At 63.5% G+C, this 22280-nt stretch carries 20 protein-coding genes; 14 read left to right on the top strand and 6 right to left on the bottom strand.

Annotation, left to right across the window (positions count from 1 at the left end; genetic code table 11):
- From ACQCSZ_RS16745 to ACQCSZ_RS16720, 6 genes are read left to right on the top strand one after another with little or no spacing between them, the layout of a single operon-like run.
- Nucleotides 1–1716 (top strand): AMP-binding protein, encoded by a 1716-nt coding sequence (locus ACQCSZ_RS16745; RefSeq protein ID WP_427004833.1) that lies wholly within the window; start codon nt 1–3, stop codon nt 1714–1716.
- On the top strand, nt 1713–2231 hold the full coding sequence (locus ACQCSZ_RS16740; RefSeq protein ID WP_427004832.1) for an FAS1-like dehydratase domain-containing protein: 519 nt from the start codon (nt 1713–1715) through the stop codon (nt 2229–2231). The genes ACQCSZ_RS16745 and ACQCSZ_RS16740 overlap by 4 nt, the downstream gene beginning before the upstream one ends.
- Nucleotides 2231–2698: a Zn-ribbon domain-containing OB-fold protein gene (locus ACQCSZ_RS16735; protein WP_427004831.1), complete on the top strand. Its 468-nt coding sequence runs from the start codon at nt 2231–2233 to the stop codon at nt 2696–2698. Before ACQCSZ_RS16740 ends, ACQCSZ_RS16735 begins: the two co-directional genes overlap by 1 nt.
- Nucleotides 2695–3144: a MaoC/PaaZ C-terminal domain-containing protein gene (locus ACQCSZ_RS16730; RefSeq protein ID WP_427004830.1), complete on the top strand. Its 450-nt coding sequence runs from the start codon at nt 2695–2697 to the stop codon at nt 3142–3144. The genes ACQCSZ_RS16735 and ACQCSZ_RS16730 overlap by 4 nt, the downstream gene beginning before the upstream one ends.
- Entirely contained in the window at nt 3141–4316 is a 1176-nt protein-coding gene (locus ACQCSZ_RS16725; RefSeq protein WP_427004829.1) for a lipid-transfer protein, read from the top strand. The genes ACQCSZ_RS16730 and ACQCSZ_RS16725 overlap by 4 nt, the downstream gene beginning before the upstream one ends.
- A complete protein-coding gene (locus ACQCSZ_RS16720) occupies nt 4309–4968 on the top strand; it encodes a PaaI family thioesterase (protein WP_427004828.1) in 660 nt (219 codons plus the stop codon). The genes ACQCSZ_RS16725 and ACQCSZ_RS16720 overlap by 8 nt, the downstream gene beginning before the upstream one ends.
- 370 nt (nt 4969–5338) lie before the next feature.
- Here ACQCSZ_RS16720 and ACQCSZ_RS16715 read toward each other — a convergent pair whose 3' ends face one another.
- The 3 genes from ACQCSZ_RS16715 to ACQCSZ_RS16705 all read right to left on the bottom strand — a co-directional run bounded on the left by ACQCSZ_RS16715 (nt 5339) and on the right by ACQCSZ_RS16705 (nt 6894).
- Entirely contained in the window at nt 5339–5551 is a 213-nt protein-coding gene (locus ACQCSZ_RS16715; protein ID WP_427004827.1) for a hypothetical protein, read from the bottom strand.
- 97 nt (nt 5552–5648) lie between these two features.
- The gene (locus ACQCSZ_RS16710) at nt 5649–6146 is read right to left on the bottom strand and encodes a MarR family winged helix-turn-helix transcriptional regulator (protein ID WP_427004826.1); all 498 of its coding nucleotides are present in this window, start codon (nt 6144–6146) and stop codon (nt 5649–5651) included.
- A 4-nt stretch (nt 6147–6150) separates the two neighbouring features.
- On the bottom strand, nt 6151–6894 hold the full coding sequence (locus tag ACQCSZ_RS16705) for an SDR family NAD(P)-dependent oxidoreductase (RefSeq protein ID WP_427004825.1): 744 nt from the start codon (nt 6892–6894) through the stop codon (nt 6151–6153).
- Between the two features lie 350 nt (nt 6895–7244).
- Between ACQCSZ_RS16705 and ACQCSZ_RS16700 the strand changes: the two genes are divergently transcribed.
- The 8 genes from ACQCSZ_RS16700 to ACQCSZ_RS16665 all read left to right on the top strand — a co-directional run bounded on the left by ACQCSZ_RS16700 (nt 7245) and on the right by ACQCSZ_RS16665 (nt 18195).
- Entirely contained in the window at nt 7245–9452 is a 2208-nt protein-coding gene (locus ACQCSZ_RS16700; RefSeq protein ID WP_427004824.1) for an acyl-CoA dehydrogenase, read from the top strand.
- A 69-nt stretch (nt 9453–9521) separates the two neighbouring features.
- Nucleotides 9522–11675: an acetate--CoA ligase family protein gene (locus ACQCSZ_RS16695; protein ID WP_427004823.1), complete on the top strand. Its 2154-nt coding sequence runs from the start codon at nt 9522–9524 to the stop codon at nt 11673–11675.
- A gap of 77 nt (nt 11676–11752) precedes the next feature.
- Nucleotides 11753–12370 (top strand): TetR/AcrR family transcriptional regulator, encoded by a 618-nt coding sequence (locus ACQCSZ_RS16690; protein ID WP_427004822.1) that lies wholly within the window; start codon nt 11753–11755, stop codon nt 12368–12370.
- Between the two features lie 22 nt (nt 12371–12392).
- Complete coding sequence (locus tag ACQCSZ_RS16685; protein ID WP_427004821.1) at nt 12393–13211, top strand: VOC family protein; 819 nt, start codon at nt 12393–12395, stop codon at nt 13209–13211.
- 120 nt (nt 13212–13331) lie between these two features.
- On the top strand, nt 13332–14537 hold the full coding sequence (locus ACQCSZ_RS16680) for a thiolase family protein (protein WP_427004820.1): 1206 nt from the start codon (nt 13332–13334) through the stop codon (nt 14535–14537).
- A gap of 9 nt (nt 14538–14546) precedes the next feature.
- Nucleotides 14547–14978 (top strand): Zn-ribbon domain-containing OB-fold protein, encoded by a 432-nt coding sequence (locus ACQCSZ_RS16675; RefSeq protein WP_427004819.1) that lies wholly within the window; start codon nt 14547–14549, stop codon nt 14976–14978.
- A 1-nt stretch (nt 14979) separates the two neighbouring features.
- Nucleotides 14980–16446, top strand: a complete 1467-nt coding sequence (locus tag ACQCSZ_RS16670) for an aldehyde dehydrogenase family protein (RefSeq protein ID WP_427004818.1) — start codon at nt 14980–14982, stop codon at nt 16444–16446.
- Nucleotides 16447–16698: 252 nt separating this feature from the next.
- A complete protein-coding gene (locus tag ACQCSZ_RS16665) occupies nt 16699–18195 on the top strand; it encodes an MFS transporter (RefSeq protein WP_427004817.1) in 1497 nt (498 codons plus the stop codon).
- Here the strand turns inward: ACQCSZ_RS16665 and ACQCSZ_RS16660 are convergent.
- The 3 genes from ACQCSZ_RS16660 to ACQCSZ_RS16650 form a co-directional block, all read right to left on the bottom strand.
- Nucleotides 18182–18436 (bottom strand): hypothetical protein, encoded by a 255-nt coding sequence (locus ACQCSZ_RS16660; RefSeq protein ID WP_427004816.1) that lies wholly within the window; start codon nt 18434–18436, stop codon nt 18182–18184. The genes ACQCSZ_RS16665 and ACQCSZ_RS16660 overlap by 14 nt on opposite strands.
- Before the next feature lie 724 nt (nt 18437–19160).
- Entirely contained in the window at nt 19161–20192 is a 1032-nt protein-coding gene (locus ACQCSZ_RS16655) for an IS110 family transposase (protein ID WP_427004815.1), read from the bottom strand.
- A 308-nt stretch (nt 20193–20500) separates the two neighbouring features.
- Complete coding sequence (locus tag ACQCSZ_RS16650; RefSeq protein WP_427004814.1) at nt 20501–22273, bottom strand: IS1634 family transposase; 1773 nt, start codon at nt 22271–22273, stop codon at nt 20501–20503.
- Nucleotides 22274–22280 lie beyond the last annotated feature (7 nt).

Genomic DNA, 22280 nt, shown 5'->3' with positions numbered 1-22280 from the left:
ATGAACACCGATATTGAAACGACAAACCCCCAAACGACTAGAGATCTACTGGACCTGCGAGCCGATGACGACCGCCCCGGATTGCTCTTCGAGGGCCGGATTTGGACCTGGGCCGAGGTAGTAGCCGAATGCAAAATCCGTGCGCATCTGATGCTCTCGCTGCACGAAGAGGGCAAGCCATTCCACGTTGGCGTCATGCTGGAAAACGACCCGGACTACATCTTCGCCATCGGCGGCGCGGCCTACGCAGGGGCCACCGTGGTGGGGATCAATCTGACCCGCCGCGGCCAAGAACTGGCCCGCGACATCGAATACACCGACTGCGAAATCCTGATCACCAGCAGGGAGCTGGAGCCCTACTTCAATGGGGTGGAATCCGGGGTTGAGGAAAGCAAAACCCTGCGTATCGAAACCCCTCAGTACGCCGCGGAACTGGAGAAGTACCGCAACGCCCCGCGCCCGGACACCGAAGCTGCCGGGGATCCCGACACGATCCTGCTGTTGCTGTTCACTTCCGGTTCCACCGGGGACCCGAAGGCGGTTATCTGCACCACCGGCCGGTTGTGCCGCACCGCCGAATTCCGCCACATGGGCTTGGGAAGCAACGACGTCAGCTACAACTCGATGCCGCTGTTCCACGGTAACGGCATCTTCGCCTGCTGGGCCAACCCACTGTACACCGGCGGCGCCTTCGCGCTGGCCCGCAGATTCTCGGCCTCGCGCTTCGTGCCTGACCTGATGCGGTACAAGGTCACCTACTTCAACTATGTGGGCCGCTCGCTGTCCTACATCTTGGCTCAGCCGGAGAAGTCCAAGGAAACCCAGACCAATCTGGAGTCCTGCTTTGGCACCGAGGCTTCAGACTACGACCTGGCCGAGTTCCACCGCCGCTTCGGCGTCTGGCCAACCGAGAACTACGGCGCCAGCGAAGGCGGGCTGAATCTGCGTCGCACCCCGGAAACCCCAAAGGGTTCCCTGGGCCTGCCACCCGAAGGCATGGACGCTGCGGTAGTCAACCCGGAGACCATGGAGGAATGCCCACGTGCCATCCTGAGCGATTCCGGACGCATCCTTAACGCCGAGGAGGCGATCGGTGAGCTGGTGAACCTCACCGGTGCGCCACTGTTCGAGGGGTACTACAAGAACCCCGAGGCAGTCGCCGAGCGAATCCGCGGCAACGCGTTCTTGACCGGAGATCTGGGCTACCGCGACGACGCAGGATTCTTCTACTTCGCCGGGCGCACCTCGGACAGGTTGCGTGTGGATAGTGAGAACTTCTCCGCCGCTCCGGTGGAACGCGTCCTCTCGCGCTACCCGGGAGTAACCCTCGCTGCGGTCTACCCGGTTCCCGATGCCCGCACCGGCGACCAGGTCATGGCCACCCTTCAGGTCCAGAACCCCGACGACTTCGATCCGGCGGCGTTCGCGGCCTTCCTCGAAGCGCAGCCGGATCTGGGCACCAAATGGGCGCCGCGGTTCCTCAGCGTCGTCACGGACGTGCCGGTGACCGCCACGCAAAAGATCAACAAGCCAAGACTGCGCAAGGATGCGTGGCTGGCGAATGAAACCGTTTACCACCGCCCGGGACGTGAAATCGTCTTTGAGCGGCTGGACGAACGAGCCGTGGAGACCCTGGAGGAGCTGTTCGAAGAGAACGGCCGCGGCCACCTCCTACCCCTGCGACCAACCGGTATCAACATCAAGGAGACAGTATGAGCAACGACCCCACCGTGAAGATCGGCGAGATCATCGCCGCCGGGCGCGAAAGGGTGTCCGTGGCCCGCGACGAGGTCAACAGGCCGATGATCCACCACCTGTGCGATGCCATGGGGGAGACCAACCCGATCTACCTCGACCCCGAGGCTGCCCGCGCCGCCGGCCACCCGGATGTGGTGGCTCCCCCCTCCTCGCTACAGGTCTGGAACATGATCAACCCCTCCGATGCGGAGATAGAAAGCGACGTGGACCGCGCCTACGCAATCCTCGCCGAGTGCGGGTACCCGAAGGTTGTCGCGGTGAACTGCGACCAGGAGTACGACCGCTACCTGACTCCGGGCGACGTGCTCACGGCCACCGAGAAGGTGGAGACCTTCGTCGGTCCCAAGCAGACCGGCCTAGGCGAGGGCTACTTCATCACTACCCTGACCAGCTACACCGACCAGCAGGGGGAACGCGTGGGCACCATGCGTTTCCGCACCCTTTGGTACAACCCGGCAAAGAGGAGCTCCTAATGACCGAGACCCTGTCTGAGAGATTGTCAGAGCCACAGCGCGAGACCCAACGGCTGCAGGCCCTGCGCCCGCGGCCGGCGATCAACCTGGATAACGCCTTCTTCTTTGAGTCCCTCAACGAGCGCGGCGAGCTGAGCATCCAGCAGTGCGGCGAGTGCGAGGAGCTGCGCCACCCGCCGGTGCCGATGTGCCCGGAATGCAACTCCATCCACTGGGCACCGAAGGTCATGGCCGGAAGCGGCATAGTGCACAGCTACGTGGTGCTCTACCACCCGATCGTTCCACCGTTCGAGCCGGGCTACATCGTCGCTGTCATCGAACTGGAGGAAGGCCCGCGCGTGGTCATGAACCTTGAGGGCGTAGACCGCGCGGACGTGCAAATCGGCATGCCCGTGACCATTACCGCAGAACGAATGGACGAGAACCTGGTGCTGCCCGTGGCGCGCCCGGCAGGAGAGAAGCAATGAGCACCGAAGATTCAACCCAAACTCTGCCCCTTGCCCGCCCGGATTCGATGGCCGTGGGGGACACCCTGCCGGAACTGAGGATTCCGATCACCGCGACCTTGGTCGTCACCGGTGCAATTGCCACCCGTGACTTCCAGAAGGTTCACCACGATAAGGATGTCGCCGTGGCGGCGGGAACCAAGAATGTTTTCATGAATATTCTGACCACCAATGCCCTGGTCAACCGCTACGTGGGCGAGTGGGCCGGACCCACCGCCCGCGTGGGCCGCATCAACATTCGTCTCGGTGCCACCAACTTCCCGGGGGACGAAATGGTCTTCACCGGTTCGGTCGAATCGGTGGACGGCGACAGTGTCACGCTCAAGGTCACCGGCACCAACTCCCTGGGCCCGCACGTCACGGGCACCATCGATCTGAGCATCCCATCCCGAGAGGAAACGGCATGAGCAATCTGCTGAACAAGGCAGTCATCGTAGGCATCGGCGCGACCGAGTTCTCCAAGAACTCCGGACGCTCCGAACTCCAGTTGGCTCAGGAAGCCGCGCTGGCAGCCTGCCGCGACGCCGGGGTGAACCCGCACGACGTGGACGGCATGGTGACCTACTCGATGGACACCAATCCGGCCATCGAGGTCGCCCGCGGTCTCGGCTGCAAGGAGCTGAACTTCTTTAGCCACGTCGACTACGGCGGCGGTGCCGCCGCAGGCACCATCCTGCACGCGGCCATGGCTGTGGCCACCGGCGTGGCCAAGACCGTGGTCTGCTACCGCGCCTTCAACGAGCGCTCCGGTGCCCGCTTCGGCGCGGCCATGAGCACTGAAGGAATGGCCCCGGATGCCCGGGCCGCCGCGTACGCCTGGACCCTGCCCTTCGGCCTGATGACCCCGGCCTCCTGGGTGGGCATGTTCGCCCAGCGCTACATGCACCTGACCGGTGCCACCAGCGAGGACTTCGGCCGCGTGGCCGTGGCCGACCGCAAGCACGCGGCCACCAACCCGAAGGCATGGTTCTACGGCAAGCCGATCACCCTGGAGGACCACCAGGCCTCGCGCTGGATCGCCGATCCGCTGCACCTGCTGGATTGCTGCCAGGAATCCGATGGCGGCCAGGCATTCGTCATCACCACCCCCGAACGCGCCAAGGACCTGCCGGGCAAAGCGGTGACCATCAAGGCCGCCGCCCAGGGCTCCGCCTACGACCAACACACGATGGTCAGCTACTACCGCAAGGATGGCGACCGGGCGCTGCCGGAAATGGGCAACGTCGCCCGTCAGCTGTGGAACGACACCGGGCTGGCCCCGGAGGATATCGACACCGCGGTGCTTTATGACCACTTCACCCCGTTCGTGCTGGCCCAGCTGGAGGAATTCGGCTTCTGCGGTCGCGGCGAGGCGAAGGACTTCATCAAGAACGGCGCCATCGAGATGGGCGGACGCCTGCCAATTAACCCGCACGGCGGTCAGCTGGGCGAGGCCTACATCCACGGCATGAACGGCATCGCCGAGGGGGTGCGCCAGATCCGTGGCACCGCCATCAACCAGGTGCCCAACGCCCGCAACGTGCTGGTCACCGCCGGTACCGGCGTTCCCACCAGTGCCCTGATCCTGGGAAATGACTAAGCCGGCGGCGTGGCCCCCGGCGGAGGTGGGCCACCCGGATCCCGCAACAAACGCTCAAGTCCTGCTCACGGCGGTCGAACACACCCGGTCGCTGCTCGATGCGATGGTCAGGCTCCCGGAAGACACACCCGTTGCAGCGGAACTGGCCCGGCGCCTGGAAACGGTGCTCGACCTGCTCGAGGAGCATCTCCAGCCGGTCCAGCAGTTGGCCGGGGCGCGGTTCGCAGATCGCAGCGGTTCGCGCACACAAGGCTACCGGGACCGCTCGCCGGTGTCCGGGAAGCTGAACCCCATGGCACCTCCGGTGGTGTTGACGGTCGGGGAGGATCACACCGCGCGCACCACGACCCGACTCGGCCTGGCCTATCAGGGTCCGCCCGGGCGAGTTCATGGCGGCTGGGTCGCCACGCTGTTGGACCACCTCATGGGGTACGCGGCCGGGACCGTGGACCAGTGGATCTACACCCGATCGCTCACCGTCGACTACGACCACGCGGTGCCGCTCTTCGAAGAACTGGAGATCACGGCCCGGGTGGATAAGGTCGATGGCCGCAAGATCTGGGTCATCGGGGAAATCCGAACCGCGGGATCCGTGGTGGCACGCGGGCGAGGGTTGTGGCTGCCACCGCGCATCATTCCCGAAGCCGGCTAGGGGCTACCTGGCCGAAGTCTTCGCCCATCCACACGTTCCCCACGAAAGAAGGAGCCCATCATGAAGATCGCAGTGCTGATCAAGCAAGAATCTGGTTGCACCGGCTCGAGCTGGTGTCTCGTCGGCCGGGAAACGCAGACACTCCGCCGGCCCGACTGATGGACGGCGGAGGATCTCCCGAATTTGAGGAAATCATGGATGCCCTGGCCGGCCCGTCAATCCTGACCCACCGAACACTCCGACTGGATGGCCGAAATAACCGCTGCACTACCGATGAAGATCCCTATGTAAAGGTGGTCAGCTCATTGTTTCAGGGCAGCAGTTGGCAGTGGAGGGTCAACCCTGCCATGGTGAAGCGATACTTAGCCGTTTAATTCCGGTGGACCTGATCCTGCTCGTGAATGAGTCCGAAAGGAACGTGGGGAGATAAAGCCACGGAAAAATGGTCAAAGTCATGACGTGTCACGAGGACTCCATGCGTGCGTTCAACCAAGCCATCGCTAAAAGCGGATGCAACGGCAGTATTGATCTTCTCGTACAACTCGGCTTTTTGCTCGACTCGGAAGTCAGCGATGATTTGCATAATGTTTCCTCTCGAGGTCTGGACGTCATCCGTTTTGGAACAGATGCGAGGTCTCTTACCAGTCTCATGCTTGGGGACGGTAGTAACCGCGGCCTTGTTACCGGTCAGTCGATTTCAGGTCCGTTGCAGTAATGACAGTCGCTAGGGCTGCGACGCGGTGGCTTTCGACTTCAAAACGGCTCAGGAGCCGCAGCAGCTCGCCGCGGTCTGCCGGGCTCCAGCTTCCCAACAGGTCATCGACCAAGGAGTTCCCGGAACGTTCCAATGATTCTGCTGCCCTCCGACCGGACTCCGTGAGCCCGATCAGTGAGGCGCGCGAATCCCGAGGGTCGCGGGTGCGTTCAACCATGCGCGCCTGCAGGAGACGCGCGGTGATCTTAGAGATATTAGAGGCGCCGGTGACCATGCGCGAAGCCAGTGCCGAAGGCCGCTGGGCCCCGGAGGAATTTAGGATGGTGAGCATTTTCAAGGCACCCGGATCAAAGTGGAGATCCCCACGGGCTGCCACCGCAGTGATGAACTCCGGAGCAGTCCACTGAGCCAGGATCCCGCGGAGGGCGCGGATCAGCCGTGCGTTTTCTTCAGTCGTTGCCATTGAGCTAAGCATCCGTTCCACCGTCTACGCGCAGCACGACGCCGGTGACGAAGCTCGCCTGCTCGGAGAGCAGGAAGGCTGTGGCGTTGGCGATGTCATCGGGCTGGCCAAGGCGCTTCATCGGAATCTCTGCCGTGTATCCGGCCTTGGCCTCCGGCGGTAAGGAGGCCAGGGCGGCGGTTTCAATGGCTCCCGGAGCCACCGCGTTGATGCGGATTCCCAGGGCGGCGTTTTCCTTGGCAACACTGCGGGTGAGGGAAACAACCCCGTGCTTCGCGGCGCCGTAAGGGGTCAGTTGAGGAGTGGCGCTGATGCCGGCCAGAGAGGCGATGTTCACAATGGAACCGCGTCCCTGTCCCACGAAGTGGGCGATCTGTGACTGCAGGGCCAGAAAAGTACCACGCAACGTCACATTGATGGTGCGGTCCCACTCATCGGCAGTGATGTCCTGAACGGGCTTGGGCATGGCGCCGACCCCGGCGTTGTTCACTGCCAGGTCCAGGCGTCCGAAGTATTCAAGGGCGAAAGGCACTAGAGCGTTGACTTCGGCTGCCTCTGCGACGTTGGCGTGCTTGTAGGCCGCACGCCCTCCGGCGCCTTCGATGAGGGCGACAGTTTCGGCGCCAGCGGCATCGTTGACATCGGAGACGATGATCGCCGCGCCTTCCGCTGCCAGGCGCAAGGCAATGGCGCGGCCGATGCCTGCGCCAGCTGCGGTGACAAGTGCCACTTGGTTTTCAAAAAGCATGGGTAGATCTCCTAATGGCCTGTCGATATTCTGTCGTGAGGACAGCATATACCTGAGGTGTATGACCATATCGTCTGCCCGGCTGCCAGCGCCACCGAGTGCCGGGTTCCGCAGGGGGCAGGCCTGCTCGCCGCACGCTTCGTAGACTCCAGGAACCCGGCTGGCGTGAGTGACGGCAGAAGACACCCCCCGCTCCTGAGGCGATCAGCGATGGCGGGTCGGACAGAAGTTCGAAAAAAATGTTGCCCAGATCACACATTGTGAACTAGAGTCTAGTTTCAGTTCTTATTTATTGCTGATGTGGCCCACCCGTGAGGGCCAGATGGCGCGTCCAAGACACTGGAGTGATTATGCCGTTATCCCTTACCGAAGAGCAGATGGACCTGGCTGCCTCGGTTTCCGAATTTGCCGAACGCTTTGCCGGCATCTTGGAAACCCGGGGCCAGCTGGAAAATTATGGTGACGGCGGGCGCCCGTCCTACTGGGCGGAGCTGGTGGGCAATGGACTCCATGCGCTGCATATTGCTGAGGAACGGGGTGGCCAAGGCGGAGGGGTGATGGATACGGCTGTCGTGGTCGAGGAATTTGGTCGTCGTCTGGTTCCTGGCCCTTATGTTTCAACCGTCCTGGCAAGTGCCGCGCTTGCCGGAGCCGACGCATGCAAAGCATCAGCACAAGGCCTGGATCTCTTTGCCGGCGGAGCGCTGGGCTCGCTTCTCTTGCGCCCTGCGTCCTTCGTGGCTACCGCCACCAAGGACGGATGGGTGTTGCAGGGCAGCGCACCTGTCGCCTCGCTTCTTTCGGCCGAGTACTTGGTCGTGGGATTCCGCGCCGATCAGGTGACCCGATTTGCACTGATCGATGTCCGTAGTCCTGGGGTGAACCGCATTCCGGTGCGATGCTCTGATCTGACCCGCGATGCCGGCATCCTGGAACTTGCTGGACTCGTAATCGATTCCGAGGCGGTCCTGGAAGGTTTGAGCGAAAGCTACGTCGAAACCCTCCAGGCTGCCCTGCTCGCGGTCGAAGCCGCGGGCATCATGCGGTGGGCGGTCGAAGCGTCCACGGACTACGCCAAGCTACGCGAACAGTTCGGCACCCCGATCGGCTCCTTCCAAGCCATCAAACACAAATGCGCTAACCTGCTTATTGCCGCCGAACTCGCCGTCGCTGCGGCGTGGTCGGCGCTTGTGGCCTTGGAACAGGATGAGGACCAGCAAAGGCTGGCGGTGGGGTCGGCCATTGAAGCGGCCATTGTCCCATCAGTCGAGGCCGTCACCGAAGCGGTCACAATCTTTGGCGGCATCGGTTTCACTTGGGAACATGACGCCCACCTTTACTGGCGCCGGGCCATGACGCTTGCCGCGCAGGTGGCACCGCTCCAGGACCACGTTGTCTCCGCAGGCAAGACCGCCTTTGAGCTGGACCGGCGTATTGATATTGAATTGCCCGACGAAGATCCGACTTTCCGGGCACGCATCGGCCAGTTGCTGGATCAGGCGGCGTCGTTGAGCAACGAACACGACGGGGGACGCTGGTATTCACGCGGCTCTCAGCGCAGCTTCCTGGCCGAACACGGCTTGGCAGCCCCGCACTGGCCGGCACCCTACGGGCTTGGCGCCGGTCCCGCCCAGCAGGTGGTGATCTCCCAGGAGTACTCCCGCCGCGGGCTAACCCAGCCGTCGTCGGTCATCGGGGAGTGGGCCATGCCCACGATTTTGGCCTACGGCAGCCAAGAGATCAAGGAGAAATTCGCGCTTCCGACCTTGCTCGGCGAACTGATTTGGTGCCAGCTTTTCTCTGAACCCGGTGCCGGATCCGACCTTGCAGGCCTGGCTACCCGAGCCACCAAGGTCGAAGGCGGCTGGGAGCTAAGGGGACAAAAAGTCTGGACCTCCGGCGCCCACGAAGCCGACTGGGGCATCTGTCTGGCCCGCACCGACGCTGAAGTGCCTAAGCATAAGGGCCTGAGCTACTTCCTCGTCGACATGCGAACCGCCGGTGTGAATATCCGGCCGCTCAAGCAGCCGACCGGAGAGGCGGAGTTCAACGAAGTATTCCTCGACTCCGTTTTCGTTCCGGACGCTTATCTTCTGGGGGAGCCTGGCCAGGGATGGCGTATTACGGCCACTACCCTGCAGAACGAACGCACCCAGATATCATCGGGTGTTTCGGTGGGAACCGAGGATGCGTTGCGCAGACTGATTCGGGAGGCGGCGTACACCGGGAGCGAGCGAGAGGCCTTCACCTCGCTCGGTCGCATCGCGGCCATGAGTTCCGCCATCGGCGCCCTCAACCTGCGTGAAACGCTGCGCCAGGTCAATGGCATGCTACCTGGCGTCGGTTCATCCTTGGCAAAGGTCGCGCATGCACGGCTCACCCGCGAGGCAGCTTCGCATGCCCTACGACTGGCCGGCAGTGGGGCACTCTTTGCCGACGCGCCGGGTGACGCGGTTACCGGACAGCTAGCAGTCCCGCAAGTCCTCATTGGCGGTGGCACCGTGGAAATCCAACTCAACGTCATAGCCGAACGCATCTTGGGGCTGCCGCGCGGCTAACGCCCGTAAGCCGGCTCGAAACAATTCATTATTCAGCACTCAAAGCGTCACCGAAAGGAACCGTTTCGCATGACAACGTTGACGAGCGATATCGATAATCTGCAGAACCTGGATTCCCGCCGACTGCGTGAACTTCTGGAACCGAAGTCTGTGGTCATCGTAGGTGCGAACAGCAATTCCACCTGGTCTCACTTCACGCATAGCAATCTGATCGCCGGGGGATTTGAGGGCGAGCTCTACCTAGTCAACCGCCGCGGTGAGGAATGCCATGGCAAGGCATCGTTTCCCTCGATTGCCGCACTGCCTGAGGCCCCGGATCTGGCAATCGTTCTCACCGGAACCAATTCGCTGGAAACCATCCTTGAGGAGTCCCGGCTCAAAGGCATCCGCAACCTGATCCTGCTGGCCTCGGGCTTGGGCGAAGCCGGCGCAGAGGGCGAAGCCTTGCAGGCCAAGCTGGTGGACCGGGCCCGTGAGGCCGGCCAGCTAATCTTGGGACCCAACAACCTGGGGTTCATCAATTCCCACGCCAAGGTTGCGGCCTTCAGCCACATGACCCAGATGCCACTGATCACCGGCGGCGTGGGTGTGGCGAGTCAGTCCGGTGCCCTGGCCATCTACCTCCTGCCTTACATGGCCTCGCGCGGAGTGGGCTGTTCGACTGCCGTGACGGTCGGCAACGAGGCCATGGTCTCCGCCATCGACGTCATGGGGGTGCTGGTTGAGGACGAAAACACCAAGGTCATCGCCGCATACCTGGAGCAGATTTCGGATCCGGCGCAGTTCCTGGAAGTTGCAGCCCGGGCCCGTGCGGCGGGCAAGCCGATAGTCATTTTCAAGGCCGGACGCGGTGAGGCTTCGGCCCGTGTGGCTGCAGCTCACACCGGTTCACTTGTGGGCGACGACAAGGTCATAGACGCCGCCTGCAAGCAGTTCGGCGTCATCCGGGTCGAAAACATTGAGGACCTGGTGGCCACCGCCGGCATCATCGAATCCTACGGCGCGTTGGCCGGAAACAGGGTGGGAGTCGTGACCGGCTCCGGCGCCATGTGCGCCCTGGTGGCAGACAAGGCGGAGGCCGCGGGACTGGAATTGCCCACCCCCGCCGAGAGCACGGTGCAACGGCTGCATGCTGCGGGCCTGCCCTCCTTTGCCACGGTGAACAACCCTTTGGACACCACCGGGTACATTTCGGTTGATCCCACGATCCTCACCAAGGCCAACCAGTGCTTTATCGACGACTCAAACTACGACTTCATCGTGGTCAATGGATCGTGGCCCGCTAATCAGGAAATGGTGGACATGTCGCGGCTGACACAGGATGAATTGCTGCGGCAGCTGAAGTCCTCACCCAAGCCGGTCATCCCTATGAGCTTCCTGCCCACCGAAGTCACCGAATTCGGACGCCAGTATGCAGCCGAACGCGGCTACCCCCACGCTTCCGATTCATTCGACCGCGGCATCCCCGCAGTTGCGCGAAGCGTCTGGTGGGGCAAGCGCACTGCGGAACTCGCGAGCGACGGTGAGCTTCCGGTGGCACCCAGCCTCGCAAAACCGGCCGGCGCGGAAAAGTGGACAGAGGTGCAGACCGGAGAGTTCCTGCGTCAACACGGCGTGCCGTACGTGCCGGCTGCGATCGCCGCCTCCAGGCAAGACGCCGTAGCGGCGGCCCAGTCCATGGGCTACCCGGTGGTGCTGAAGATCGCGTCGGAAGATATCGCCCACAAGACAGAAGTTGGCGGGGTCCGGCTAATGCTCCAGGATGCCGAAGCGGTTTCCGAAGCCTACGACTTCATCCGAAGGTCCGTGGCCCGGCTGGCACCGGAGGCCCGCATCCAAGGCGTAGCGGTATCCCCGATGCGCCCGGCAGGCACGGAATTGCTGGTAGGCATCGTCCGGGACCCGCAGTGGGGTCTCGTGCTCGCTGTGGGATTCGGCGGGATCATGGTTGAGATCCTCAAGGATTCCGCGCTGCGCCTGCTCCCGATAGGACCGGCCGAAATACGCCGCATGCTCGAATCCCTCAAGGGAATCGACCTGCTTACCGGATTCCGTGGCGGCGAGGCCACCGACCTGGACGAGTTGGCCGCAGCAATATACAAGATTTCGCAGGTCGCAGTCGGGCTGGGGGATGAGCTCGAGGAACTCGAGATCAACCCGCTACGGGTCTCGGGAAACCAGATCGAGGCGCTGGACGCTTTGATCCGTTGGAAGGACCAGTAATGCGGGGCGAGGAAAGTTCTCGCGCCGGGAGCCGGTGGTAGCGTTGGAACAACACTGGATTTTCAAGCAGGAGGCGAATGATGGTCGGACTCCTATCGAGCGAAACCATCGAACTCCCCTCGTACCAGGTGGTACGCCGGCAACGGATTCTGGACGCGGCCAAGTTGCTTTTGCGGGGCAACGACTACGAATCAATCCAAATTCGAGATGTGGCCTCCGAAGCGAACGTGGCATTGGGAACCCTGTACAGGTATTTCTCCTCCAAGGAACACCTCTACGCCTACGTCGTTTACGACTGGGCCGTGCCTTTCAGCTCCCAGAACGAGACTTGGAACCTGAAGCTGAACACCACCCAGCGAGTCACCCAGCGCCTACGCATGGCGCTTGCGGCCTTCGAGAAGCAGCCGAACTTCTACAAGGCGATCATCGTCTTGCGTTCGACGTCGGACCCCGATGTTTCGGCGCTCATGCAACAGCTAGGCGAGGTGCTGGAGGAACCCATCCGGGCCGACTTTTCGATGCTGGATCCCGAAGAGGCAGCGGATGTAACGGCAATGGTTTGGTGCGTCCTGATGGATCTGGTCGCGCGCCTGGCCTCCGGAGACAAGACCATGGTGGAAGCCAACCGCATCCTGGATCGCTTCGTGTCGATGATCGAACTGCGGCTGGAGCAGGTCGAGTCCGAACGCGGCTAGGCTCCAGGCTGGCGGTGCTCCGATGAGCGCCCACGAACTGGACCACATCGCCTTCGCGGTTCCTGTCTGGGGCCCTGCGGGAGAAATGCTGCACCGGGAACTGGGCGCGCGCTGGGCAAGCGGATTTAAGATGCCAGCCTTTAGTCCCTGCCAGCTCGCCCTGGCCGAGGACATGCGCCTTGAATTGCTGGAACCGGGAGCCGCGCGAAACTCATTTGTCCGACGTTTCCTTACCGAAAACGACGGCAATGCCGCACCACACCACATCACGTTCAAGGTGCACGATATTCACGCAGCGATTGCCGGGGCGCAAGATGCCGGGATCGAACCCATCCTTGTCAACGTCGAACACCCGCTCTGGCAAGAGGCATTCCTGCACCCCAGGGACACCGGGCTTGGCTTCCTGACCCAGCTGGTGCAGACCCCGCAAAGCCTGGAGGAAATCACGGAGGAGAACAACGGATTCAACAGCTCCTGCCCATGGGTAGAAACAACAAGGCCGCAGTCGCAGCTTCCTGTGGTCTTTGGCCAGGTAACCGATCTGGAACGGGCCGCACATGTCCTTCGAACCGTGCTGGGGGCCACAGACTACCCGCTGCCCGGTGAGTCCACGGCCAAAGGTTTCCGTTGGGCTGAGGGCGCAAACCTGATCCTGCAGGAAACCCCCACACCCACCGGCATCTCGGGAATCCAGGCGCTGGGGATCGTACCGGCACCAGAACGCTGGGACGGTCCGCTGCACCCGGGGCTGTTGCAGCTGTTGCAGGCGGGGGAGCTGCGCCCGGAACTTGGCATCAGGATCTCTCCCCTGCACATCCCCGTGCCGATGAACACCGGCTAGGTCGCCCAGACACAGGCGCCACCACACATCATCAACCCCTATAAGCACATCCCCTTAGTCGTGCACCCAAAAACGGGTCCACGAAAGCCACCCACGATCGATTAAGAGGAGAAGAACCATATGGGACTTCGAGGAGAAGCCGCAATTCTTGGCTATTTTGAATTGCCCCCGGAACGCAAGCTGGCACGGGAAAAGACCTTCAACCTGGAACAGTGGGCCCGGCTATCCAAGGCTGCGCTGGATGATGCGGGCCTGGACGCCGCCGACGTCAATGGCATCGTCACTCCACAGATCGGTGAGGCGGACATGTTCGTGCCCTCCACTATCACCGAATACCTGGGCATCGACGCGAACTTCGCGGAGATAGTCGACCTTGGCGGGGCCGGCTCCGCCGCTGCCGTATGGCGTGCAGCTGCCGCCGTGGAACTTGGCCTCTGTGACGCCGTGCTGGTGACCTTTCCCGGAACCCACCATGTCCCGACCGACGAACGTCGTCCGTTCGTGATGAACGACAAAATGTACTTTGGCGCGTCGTCCAACGCCTATGGATCACCCCAGGCGGAATTCGAAATCCCCTACGGCAACCTGGGGCAGAACGGCCCGTACGGCCAGATAGCCAAGCGCTACGGCCACGAGTTCGGATACGACGAACGCGCCATGGCCAAGATCGCCGTGGACCAGCGTACCAACGCCTGCGCCACCCCCGGCGCTGTCTTCCACGGCAAACCCATCACCATTGAGGACGTGCTGGCCTCGCCGATGGTCGCGGACCCCTTGCACATGCTCGAAATCGTCATGCCGTGCCAGGGCGGAGCGGCAGTGGTCATCGGCAATAGGGAGCTGGCCCACAAGTCCCGGAACCGTCCGGTCTGGATCAAGGGCTTCGGCGAACGGGTTCCCTACAAGACCCCCACCTACGCGAAGGATCTGATGTATTCCCCGATGGTCCATGCCGCCGATCAGGCCTTCACCATGGCCGGCATCGAACGCAAGGACGTGGACATGGTCTCAATCTACGACTGCTACTCCATCACTGTGCTGATGAGCCTGGAAGATGCCGGCTTCGCCGAAAAGGGCAAAGGTATGCAATTCGTCAACACACACGACCTGACCTTCCGCGGCGACTTCCCGATGAATACCGCCGGCGGGCAGCTGTCCTTCGGCCAGGCGGGCATTGCCGGGGGCATGCACCACGTGATCGACGGCGCCAGGCAGATCATGGGCCGTGCCGGCGAGGCACAGGTTGCCGACTGCAACCGTGCATTCGTCACCGGCAACGGCGGCATCATGAGCGAACAGACCGCACTGATTTTCGAAGGCGAATAGGAGCACATCATGAGCACTGCATACACACCGCCGGTTCTTGAACGACCCATGCCGGTACCGACCCCGCTGACCAAACCGTTTTGGGACGCGCTGGCCGGGCACAAGATCCGCATCCAATACTCCCCGTCGCTGGGGGAGTACATCTTCTACCCGCGCCCGCTGGCACCCCGTACCCTGGCCGACGACCTGGAATGGCGGGAAATTTCCGGCGCCGGAAGCCTCTACACCTACACCATCTCCACCCGTCCCGTCGCCCCGCACTTCGCCAACGAAGGCACACTCGTGCTCGCCGTGGTGCAGTGGGATGAGGGCCCGAAGTTCTCCACCGAACTGGTCAACGTCGCCGCCGAGGACATCCGCGTGGGCATGCGCGTGAAGCCGGTCTACTGCGACTACCCGCAGGCGGGCATCACCATGCTGCGCTACGAACCGGAGAACTGAGATGGACACAAGTACTGATTTCGCCCTGCCGCCGGTGACCTTGCGCATTGGCGGACAGGCACGCAGCGTGGGCGTGGGAATCCACGAGCACATCAACCCGGCCACCGGTCAACCCGATGCGCTGGTCCCGCTGGCCGGAGCCGCGGAGGTCGACGAGGCGGTCCACGCCGCACACCGGGCCTTTACCCACTGGCGCGCCACGCCCGCCGGAACCCGGGCCAAGGCCCTGTTGAAGCTGGCGCAATTGGTGGAGGAACACACCGAGGAATTTGCCGCCCTCGCGATCGCCGATAACGGCATCGCACGCGCCAGCGCCAACGCCACCGTGGCCGCGGCGGTGGAATGGATCCGCTATTATGGCGGCTGGGCCGACAAGCTCCCGCTGGGCCGGATCACCTCGGCGGTGGGCGCCGGCGGTTCCTTCGGGCACACCCTGCGCCAGCCCTACGGGGTGATCGGCGCGATTATCACCTGGAATGCCCCACTGATGTCCTTGGCCATGAAGGTTCCCGCCGCTTTGGCCGCCGGCAACACCGTAGTCGTCAAGCCCAGCGAGTTGACCCCCTTCAGCGCCATGCTCTTCGCCGATCTCATCAGCGAAGCCGGCATCCCCGCGGGCGTCTTCAACGTGATTCCCGGGGGCGCCGAGGCCGGCGCCGCACTTGTGGAGCACCCATTGGTGAAGAAGGTGACATTCACCGGTGGCCCGGAGACGGCGCGTAAAATCACCAGTGCCTGCGCGCAAACCTTCAAGCCGGTGCTGCTGGAACTTGGCGGCAAATCCGCGAACCTCATCTTCGCCGACGCCGACCTCGAGGCCGCAGCCATGCATTCGACCTACATGGCCTTCGGGGTCATGAGCGGGCAGGCCTGCGCCCTGCCCACCCGGTTGCTGGTCCAGGAATCGATTTACGATGCCTTCGTGGCCAAGGTTGGTGCGATCGCGGCATCCTTCAAGGTCGGAAACCCCCAGGAACCGGACACCATCTGCGGCCCGGTCATCAACCAGGGCGCAATTGACCGCATCGACTCGATGGTCAAACGGGCGCAGGAACAGGGCGCGCGACTGGTCACCGGGGGGCAGCGGCTCGAAGGCGACCTGGCCGGAGGCTTCTACTACCCTCCGACCGTTCTGGCCGATGTAAATCCCGACAGTGAACTGGCCCAAAAGGAAGTCTTCGGCCCCGTTCTGGCCATCATCCGCTTCTCCGATGAGGCCGAGGCCCTCGCTATCGCGAACGGCACCGACTACGGGCTCTCCGGGTCCATCTGGACCGGAGATGCACGCCGTGCCATCCGGCTGGCCGAAGCCCTGGAAACCGGCGAAGTGGCGGTCAACGGTGCAGCCATTGCAGTCGCCGAACGGCCTTTCGGCGGCATCGGCCACTCCGGCAACGGCAACGAAGGCGGCCTGGAAGGACTCGAGGAGTTCTTCTGGACCAAATCGGTGGCCTACGGGAACGGCTAGACCCGGAGCACGGAAAATGTTTGTCCGGCAGGAACAAACACGTTGTTTACCCCCGGGATTGGGTCAAAACTTGTTGTCCCTGCCTCCGTCAAACAAGATCGCCAACCGATGCTACGGGGGAGGAGCGCCCGTCCCGCACGTATAAGCGGGCGGGCGCGAAACCCAAAGATTGTCTGTTCCACCGCCACTGACGCCCGCGTCTAGCGGCGTCCTCACATGCTTTTCACCGCACCCACGAAAGGCGGGACAACGATGTCCGCACCCGCAGACCCCCAGACCCCCACCGCACGGGCGCTCCGTCGCCCGGGCTTCGCCGCGATAGTGTCGGTACTAATTCTGGCCGAAATCGTCTCCGCGTTTGAACTGTCCATGATGTATGTGACCCTGCCAACCCTGATCAAGGACTTCCAAGCCGACGCGAACACCGTCGTCTGGGTCGTCACCGCGTACCTGCTGGTTTCCGCCTCCGCCGGTGTGATGGGCGGACGGTTCGGGGACATGTACGGCCGCCGCAAGGTCCTTGTGGTCGTCCTGATCATTGCCGGGGCCGGATCACTGGTCTCCCTGCTGGGCGGCTCCCTGGGCATGATCATCCTCGGCCGCGCAATCCAAGGCGTCGCCGGTGCCGTGATGGGGTTGGCCTTCGGGCTGGCCCGCGAACATCTTAAGGAGGAAAGGATACCCGTTGGCGTGTCCATGATCGGCGCCTCGGCACTCATTGCCGGTGCCGGCGGCGCGTTCCTCGCCGGATTCATGATCGACGCCTACTCCTGGCACGGCATCTTCGCGTTCGCAGCGGTCCTTGCCATCATCGCGGCGATCGCCACCTGGCTGGTGATTCCCCGGGACACCGTGGTGAAAAACCACGAAAAACCGGACTACCTCGGTTCGCTGTTGCTGCCGATCGCTGTCAGCGCCATCTTGTTGGGCCTCTCCCGCAGCTCCAAGACCGGATTCGCCTCGATCGAATTCATCGGCCTGATGGGCGCCGGCGTCGCGGTGACGCTGTTGTGGGTCTGGTGGGAACTGCGTGTTGAATCACCGATCGTAAACCTGCGCATGTTCAAGAACCGCCAGATTGCCCTGGTCATGACGGCGACGGTGCTCGCTGCCCTCGGTCCACTGGGCGGCATGGCTGTTCCCTCGCAGATGGTCATGCAATACCCGACGGCCACCGGCTTCGGGCTGGGCTTCACGGCGACCGCTGCCGGTTTGTTCAGCTTTGCAACCGCGCTTTTGGGATACTTCTTCTCGCCCCTGGGCGGACGGCTGGCCCACCGATACGGTGCCCGCGTGGTCTTCATCGCAGGCCTGGTGCTGATGGCCCTGGTCATTCCCGTCATTCTGCTCACCTTCGGCAATGCAGTAATGTTCGTGGTCGCCATGAGCCTGAACAGCATCGGCATTGCGCTGACCTATGGTGCGCTGCCGAACGTGCTCATCGAAGCCGTGCCGCAAACCCACACCTCGGAAACCGCCGGAACCAACACCATGGTCCGCAACGTGGGCCAGTCCGCGGCATCGGCCATCGGCGCCTACATTCTGGCCAGCCACCAGAACCCGACGACGACCGTGGTTGCACAGGAGGGCATCAGCTGGGCATATATCGTCGTGCTGGTCTTTGCGGTCCTCTCGGTGCTGGTGGCGCTAATGATGTGCCGCAGCCCCGTGCCGTGGGTCCCCGAATCGGTCGCGGAACGCGACGCCCGTCGAGGACGCACGGACAAGATGCCAGCTAACGCCGGCTAGCTAGTGTGTGTCGGGTCAACACGATCTGCCCCGGCGCCGTCGACACCACCATGATCAGCGAAGACACCCGCGCGGGCGTCGGGTTCATCGCCAGTATCCAGATCCCGCGGGCGGGCAGGCCGGAGGAGATCTCGGTGATGCCGTAGATGACCCCGGCCCGGGCCTTCTCGTGCTTGCTGAGCCCGGCGAGGCTGAGGATGAACAGCAGGGCCCACCAGACACTTTTTGGGCGTTGCACCAAGCCCCGACATTTCACGATGGTGTGCTCCTGTTTCGTTCGGTTTCCTGCACCCAGCATTGAGGCATCAAGGAGAAAGTGATCATGTTCAAACGCCGAGTTCCTCCTACCAGTCTTGCTCTGAACGTCCTTCGATCACGCCTGCGGGGTCAGACCCACGGCACAGAAGAAGCATCAGATACCCGGCAACTCTTCAATCTGGACGAGCTCGCTGCATCCCCCTGGATTGGCCTTCACTACAGGCACGAGTTCTTGCTTCACCACAGCCATCAACTGCTGGAGCAGTGGCCTAGGGTGTGATGCCGCGGTTCTGATCGGAAAATGGAGGTGACCTGCCTGCGGCGGGCGCACTGCTGCACCCCGTCGTGGTCCGGCGGCCTGGCGATGGTATGAAGCCGGATGGGTGTCAGGCCGCGGGTGTGAGGGTGACTTTGTAGCCGAGGGCTTCGAGTTGGCGGATGTTATTGCGCTTTTGCCGATTGGCGTTGATGCGGGTGTCGTAGAAATCGGGGCCGAGGTCGATGTAGCTGGTTGTGGGATCGACGAGCAGGTGCCAGATGATGACCAGGATGGATCGGGCGACAGCGACCAGGGCCTTGAGCCTGCCCAGCCGTTTGACCAGGCGGCGGTACCGTTGCCCCAGGAAGGTGTTGGTCTTGGCAGCAGCGGAGGCGACCTCGCCCAGGACACCTTTGAGGTAGGGGTTGCCCTTTCCCGGGGAACCGGATCAGTTCCTGGCGCCGGACTGATTCGCGCGGGGACTCAACTTGGCCCACGAGGTCAGGTGTCCTGCGGTGGGGAACTGGGTCATGTCCAGGCCGATCTCGGCGATGATGGTTTGTGCGGCGCCGGGTCCGATGCCGGGAATCTGGTCAAGGCGTGCGATGGCCGGCAGGAGGGCGGCGTCGGCTCCGGTGCCTGCGTCCGGGCCGGTGGTGCCGTCGGGGTCGACTCCCTGCGCTGCTGGGATTGCTGCGATCAGTGCTTCTATCCGTGTGCTCAGGTGCTCGATCTGACCGGACAGGGCATCGATCTGGCTCAGCAGGACCCGGGCCAGGTCCGCGTGGTGGTCATCGAACCGGCCGGTGAGTGCCTGGACCAGCGCGGCGTGTTTGACCCGCAGCCGGCCCCTGGCCAGGCCGGCAAGAACATGGGGGTCACGTTCGCCGTTGATCAGCGCTTCGATCATCGCGCGTGCGGAAACGCCCATGATGTCCGTGGCCACGCTCGAGAGCTTGATCAGCGCATCCTCCAGCAGTTTCTCCACGCGCTGGACGTGACGGGAGCGTTCGACGGTCAGGTCCGTCCGAAGGCGGGTGTAGTCGCGCAGTTGCCTGAACTGGACGGGCGGGACAAACGAGGGGCGCAGCATGCCCCGCTCGTTCAGCTTGGCCAGCCAGAGCGCGTCGAGCTTGTCGGTTTTAGGTCTTCCCGGGACGTTCTTGACGTCGCGGGCGTTGACCAGCCACACCTGCAGCTCTCGTGCCTCCAGCAGGTAGAAGAACGGGCGCCAGTAGTCGCTGGTGGATTCGAGCACGATGCGCTCGATGCCCTCCGCTGCCAGTTGGTCGGCCAGAGCCAGAAGGTCATTGGTGGTGGCCGATACCTGCCATACCCGGGTCACCCGTTTGCCCGGGATGCTCCCATGCGGGACCCGGGTGCAGACCATGCCGCTGGCCTTGGCGACGTCGATTGCCGCCACCCGCTGCACGGGCTGATCGTCATCAGCGACCTCGATCAGCGTCCCTTCCTGACTCATCAGAGTTCCCTCCCGATACCGATTCTGCGATTGAAGGGTTGCCCGGGGGCTGATAAGGGAAGCTGATAATCTGATCGGCGTGCTCAAGGCAACAGTGCGCGGCCCTTCAACAAAGCCCCACACCTGACTAATCCACGGGCTCAAGCGCCAAGGAAGCACCGGCGTGGCGGGCAACCGTCCCCATTTTCACGCCGGCACGGCGCCCCCGCAAGGGGTTACAAAGACTAACCCGAAGTTACGTCTGTCGTTGCGCGTGAAATCCCCGCCATGGCGGGGATTTCGCTGGTTGCGGGGGGTGTTTTTTCTGGCTACTTGCCTCCGATGGTGGTCGGGATGGGTTGGCCGATGAGTTCGAAGGCCTGGCGCTGGATGGGTGTGGGGGTGGTGACGAGGTCGAAGCCGGTGTTCTTTCCGGTGCCGTTGATGTGGAGCCTGTTGCGGGTCAGGGTTCCGAGGTGGTCGAGCAGGGAGCGGAGGCTGTGGGCGGGGTGTCCGCCGGCGGTGGTGCGCCGGGACGCCTTGGTGGCCGCGTCGGTGGAGCGGGCGGCGGGTGCGACGGGGTTGGCCGGTTCGGGCCGGTGTTCGTCTGTGAAGGTCAGCGGTGCCCAGGCGCGGCGGAGGTGCCAGGTCAGGTAGGCGGCGAGCATGCAGATGAACACGTGCGCCCGTACCCGGGTTTCGCTGTGGTGGTGGACCGGGCGCAGTTGCAGATCGATGGCTTTGATCGAGCGGAAGTCGCGTTCGACGTTGGCCAGGGACTTGTAGGTGGCCACGACCTTGCCGGGGCCCATCCGGGTGGCGTTGACGGTGGTGCGGATGATGTAGATCCCGTCCAGGGCCGCTTCGGCGGCGATCTGTTCGGCGTCGCGGGCGAAGGTGAAGGAAGTCTCGTCGATGGTGAGCCTGTAGTGCTTTTCCATCTTGTATCTGCCGATGACTTTGCCGGCGCGGAGCCCGATCTTCCCGGCGTCTTTGATGCGCCCGGCGTCGGCGGCGGCGGTGATTTCCGTCAGTTCCGTGTCGGTGGCGGCGAGCAGTTCGCCGCGCTTGCGGGCCCGTTCGGCCGCGAGGGCGGGGTTGCGGCAGGCGATGAGGCGTTCGCCGGGATAGTCGGGGTGGGAGATTTCGGCCAGGTCCGTCTGGTCGAACAGGGACATCTGCAGCGGTCCGTCGTCGGCGGCGAGGGCCTTGATCGCCGGGGCGCGCAGCGCGGTGACCCAGCCGAGGCCGCCGAGTTCCTTCAACTGTTCGATCCTGGCGTTGGTGATCATGCCACGGTCCCCGACCATGACCATCTCGCCTAGCCGGTACCGGGTCTTGAAGTCCTTCGCGAGGACCTCGAACGCGGCCGGATCGGCGGTGTTGCCGGGGACCACGCGGACGGAGACGGGCCGGCCGTCCGGGTCGGTGAGCAGCCCGTATTCGATCTGTTCGAGGCCCTTCTTCCCGTCGCGGGAGTAGCCGCGTGCCGCCAGCGGGCACTTGTGCCCGGTGACCCAGGACGAGGACAGGTCGAACAACGCCAACCGGTCCGGATTGGCCGCCGGGGACAGGTGCCGGGACGCCAGGGCCTTCTCGATCGCCTCCTGCCGGCCGGCGAGCCAGTCCATCGCGGCGTAGACCTCATCGGTCGTGGCGCCGGCGACCCCGAGGTCGGCGGCCAGGGTGGTGTCGGACCACCAGCGCGTGGTGGCCAGCTTCGACCCGGGACGGCAGACCCGGGCGATGACCAGGGCGAACGCAATGTCGCGCATCCTCCCGGCCCGGCCCAGCAGCGCGGGCATCCCGAGGGCCTTCGCCTGCGCGGCGACGGCTGCGACGTGGCCGTGGGGCAGGGACCGGATCACTTCCAGGCCGTCGGCGGAGAATACGGCCTGGTTGCCCGCCAGGGCGCCGCGGACGGCTTCGATGGCCGGTTCCGGCAGCGCGGAGAGGTTGGCGAGGGTCTCGTGTTTGACTTTCCCGTCCTGCCGGAACGAGCGGCGCAGCAGCACCGATTCGTACACGACTTCCTCGCCGGCCTTGTTGACCCGCCGGCTCTTCGTCCGGGCTACGTGCATCGCCTGACTCTTACCTGCCATGGCACGA

This window comes from Pseudarthrobacter sp. H2, from assembly GCF_050157045.1.
Lineage (GTDB): Bacteria > Actinomycetota > Actinomycetes > Actinomycetales > Micrococcaceae > Arthrobacter.
This window is presented reverse-complemented; position numbering and strand designations above follow the sequence as displayed.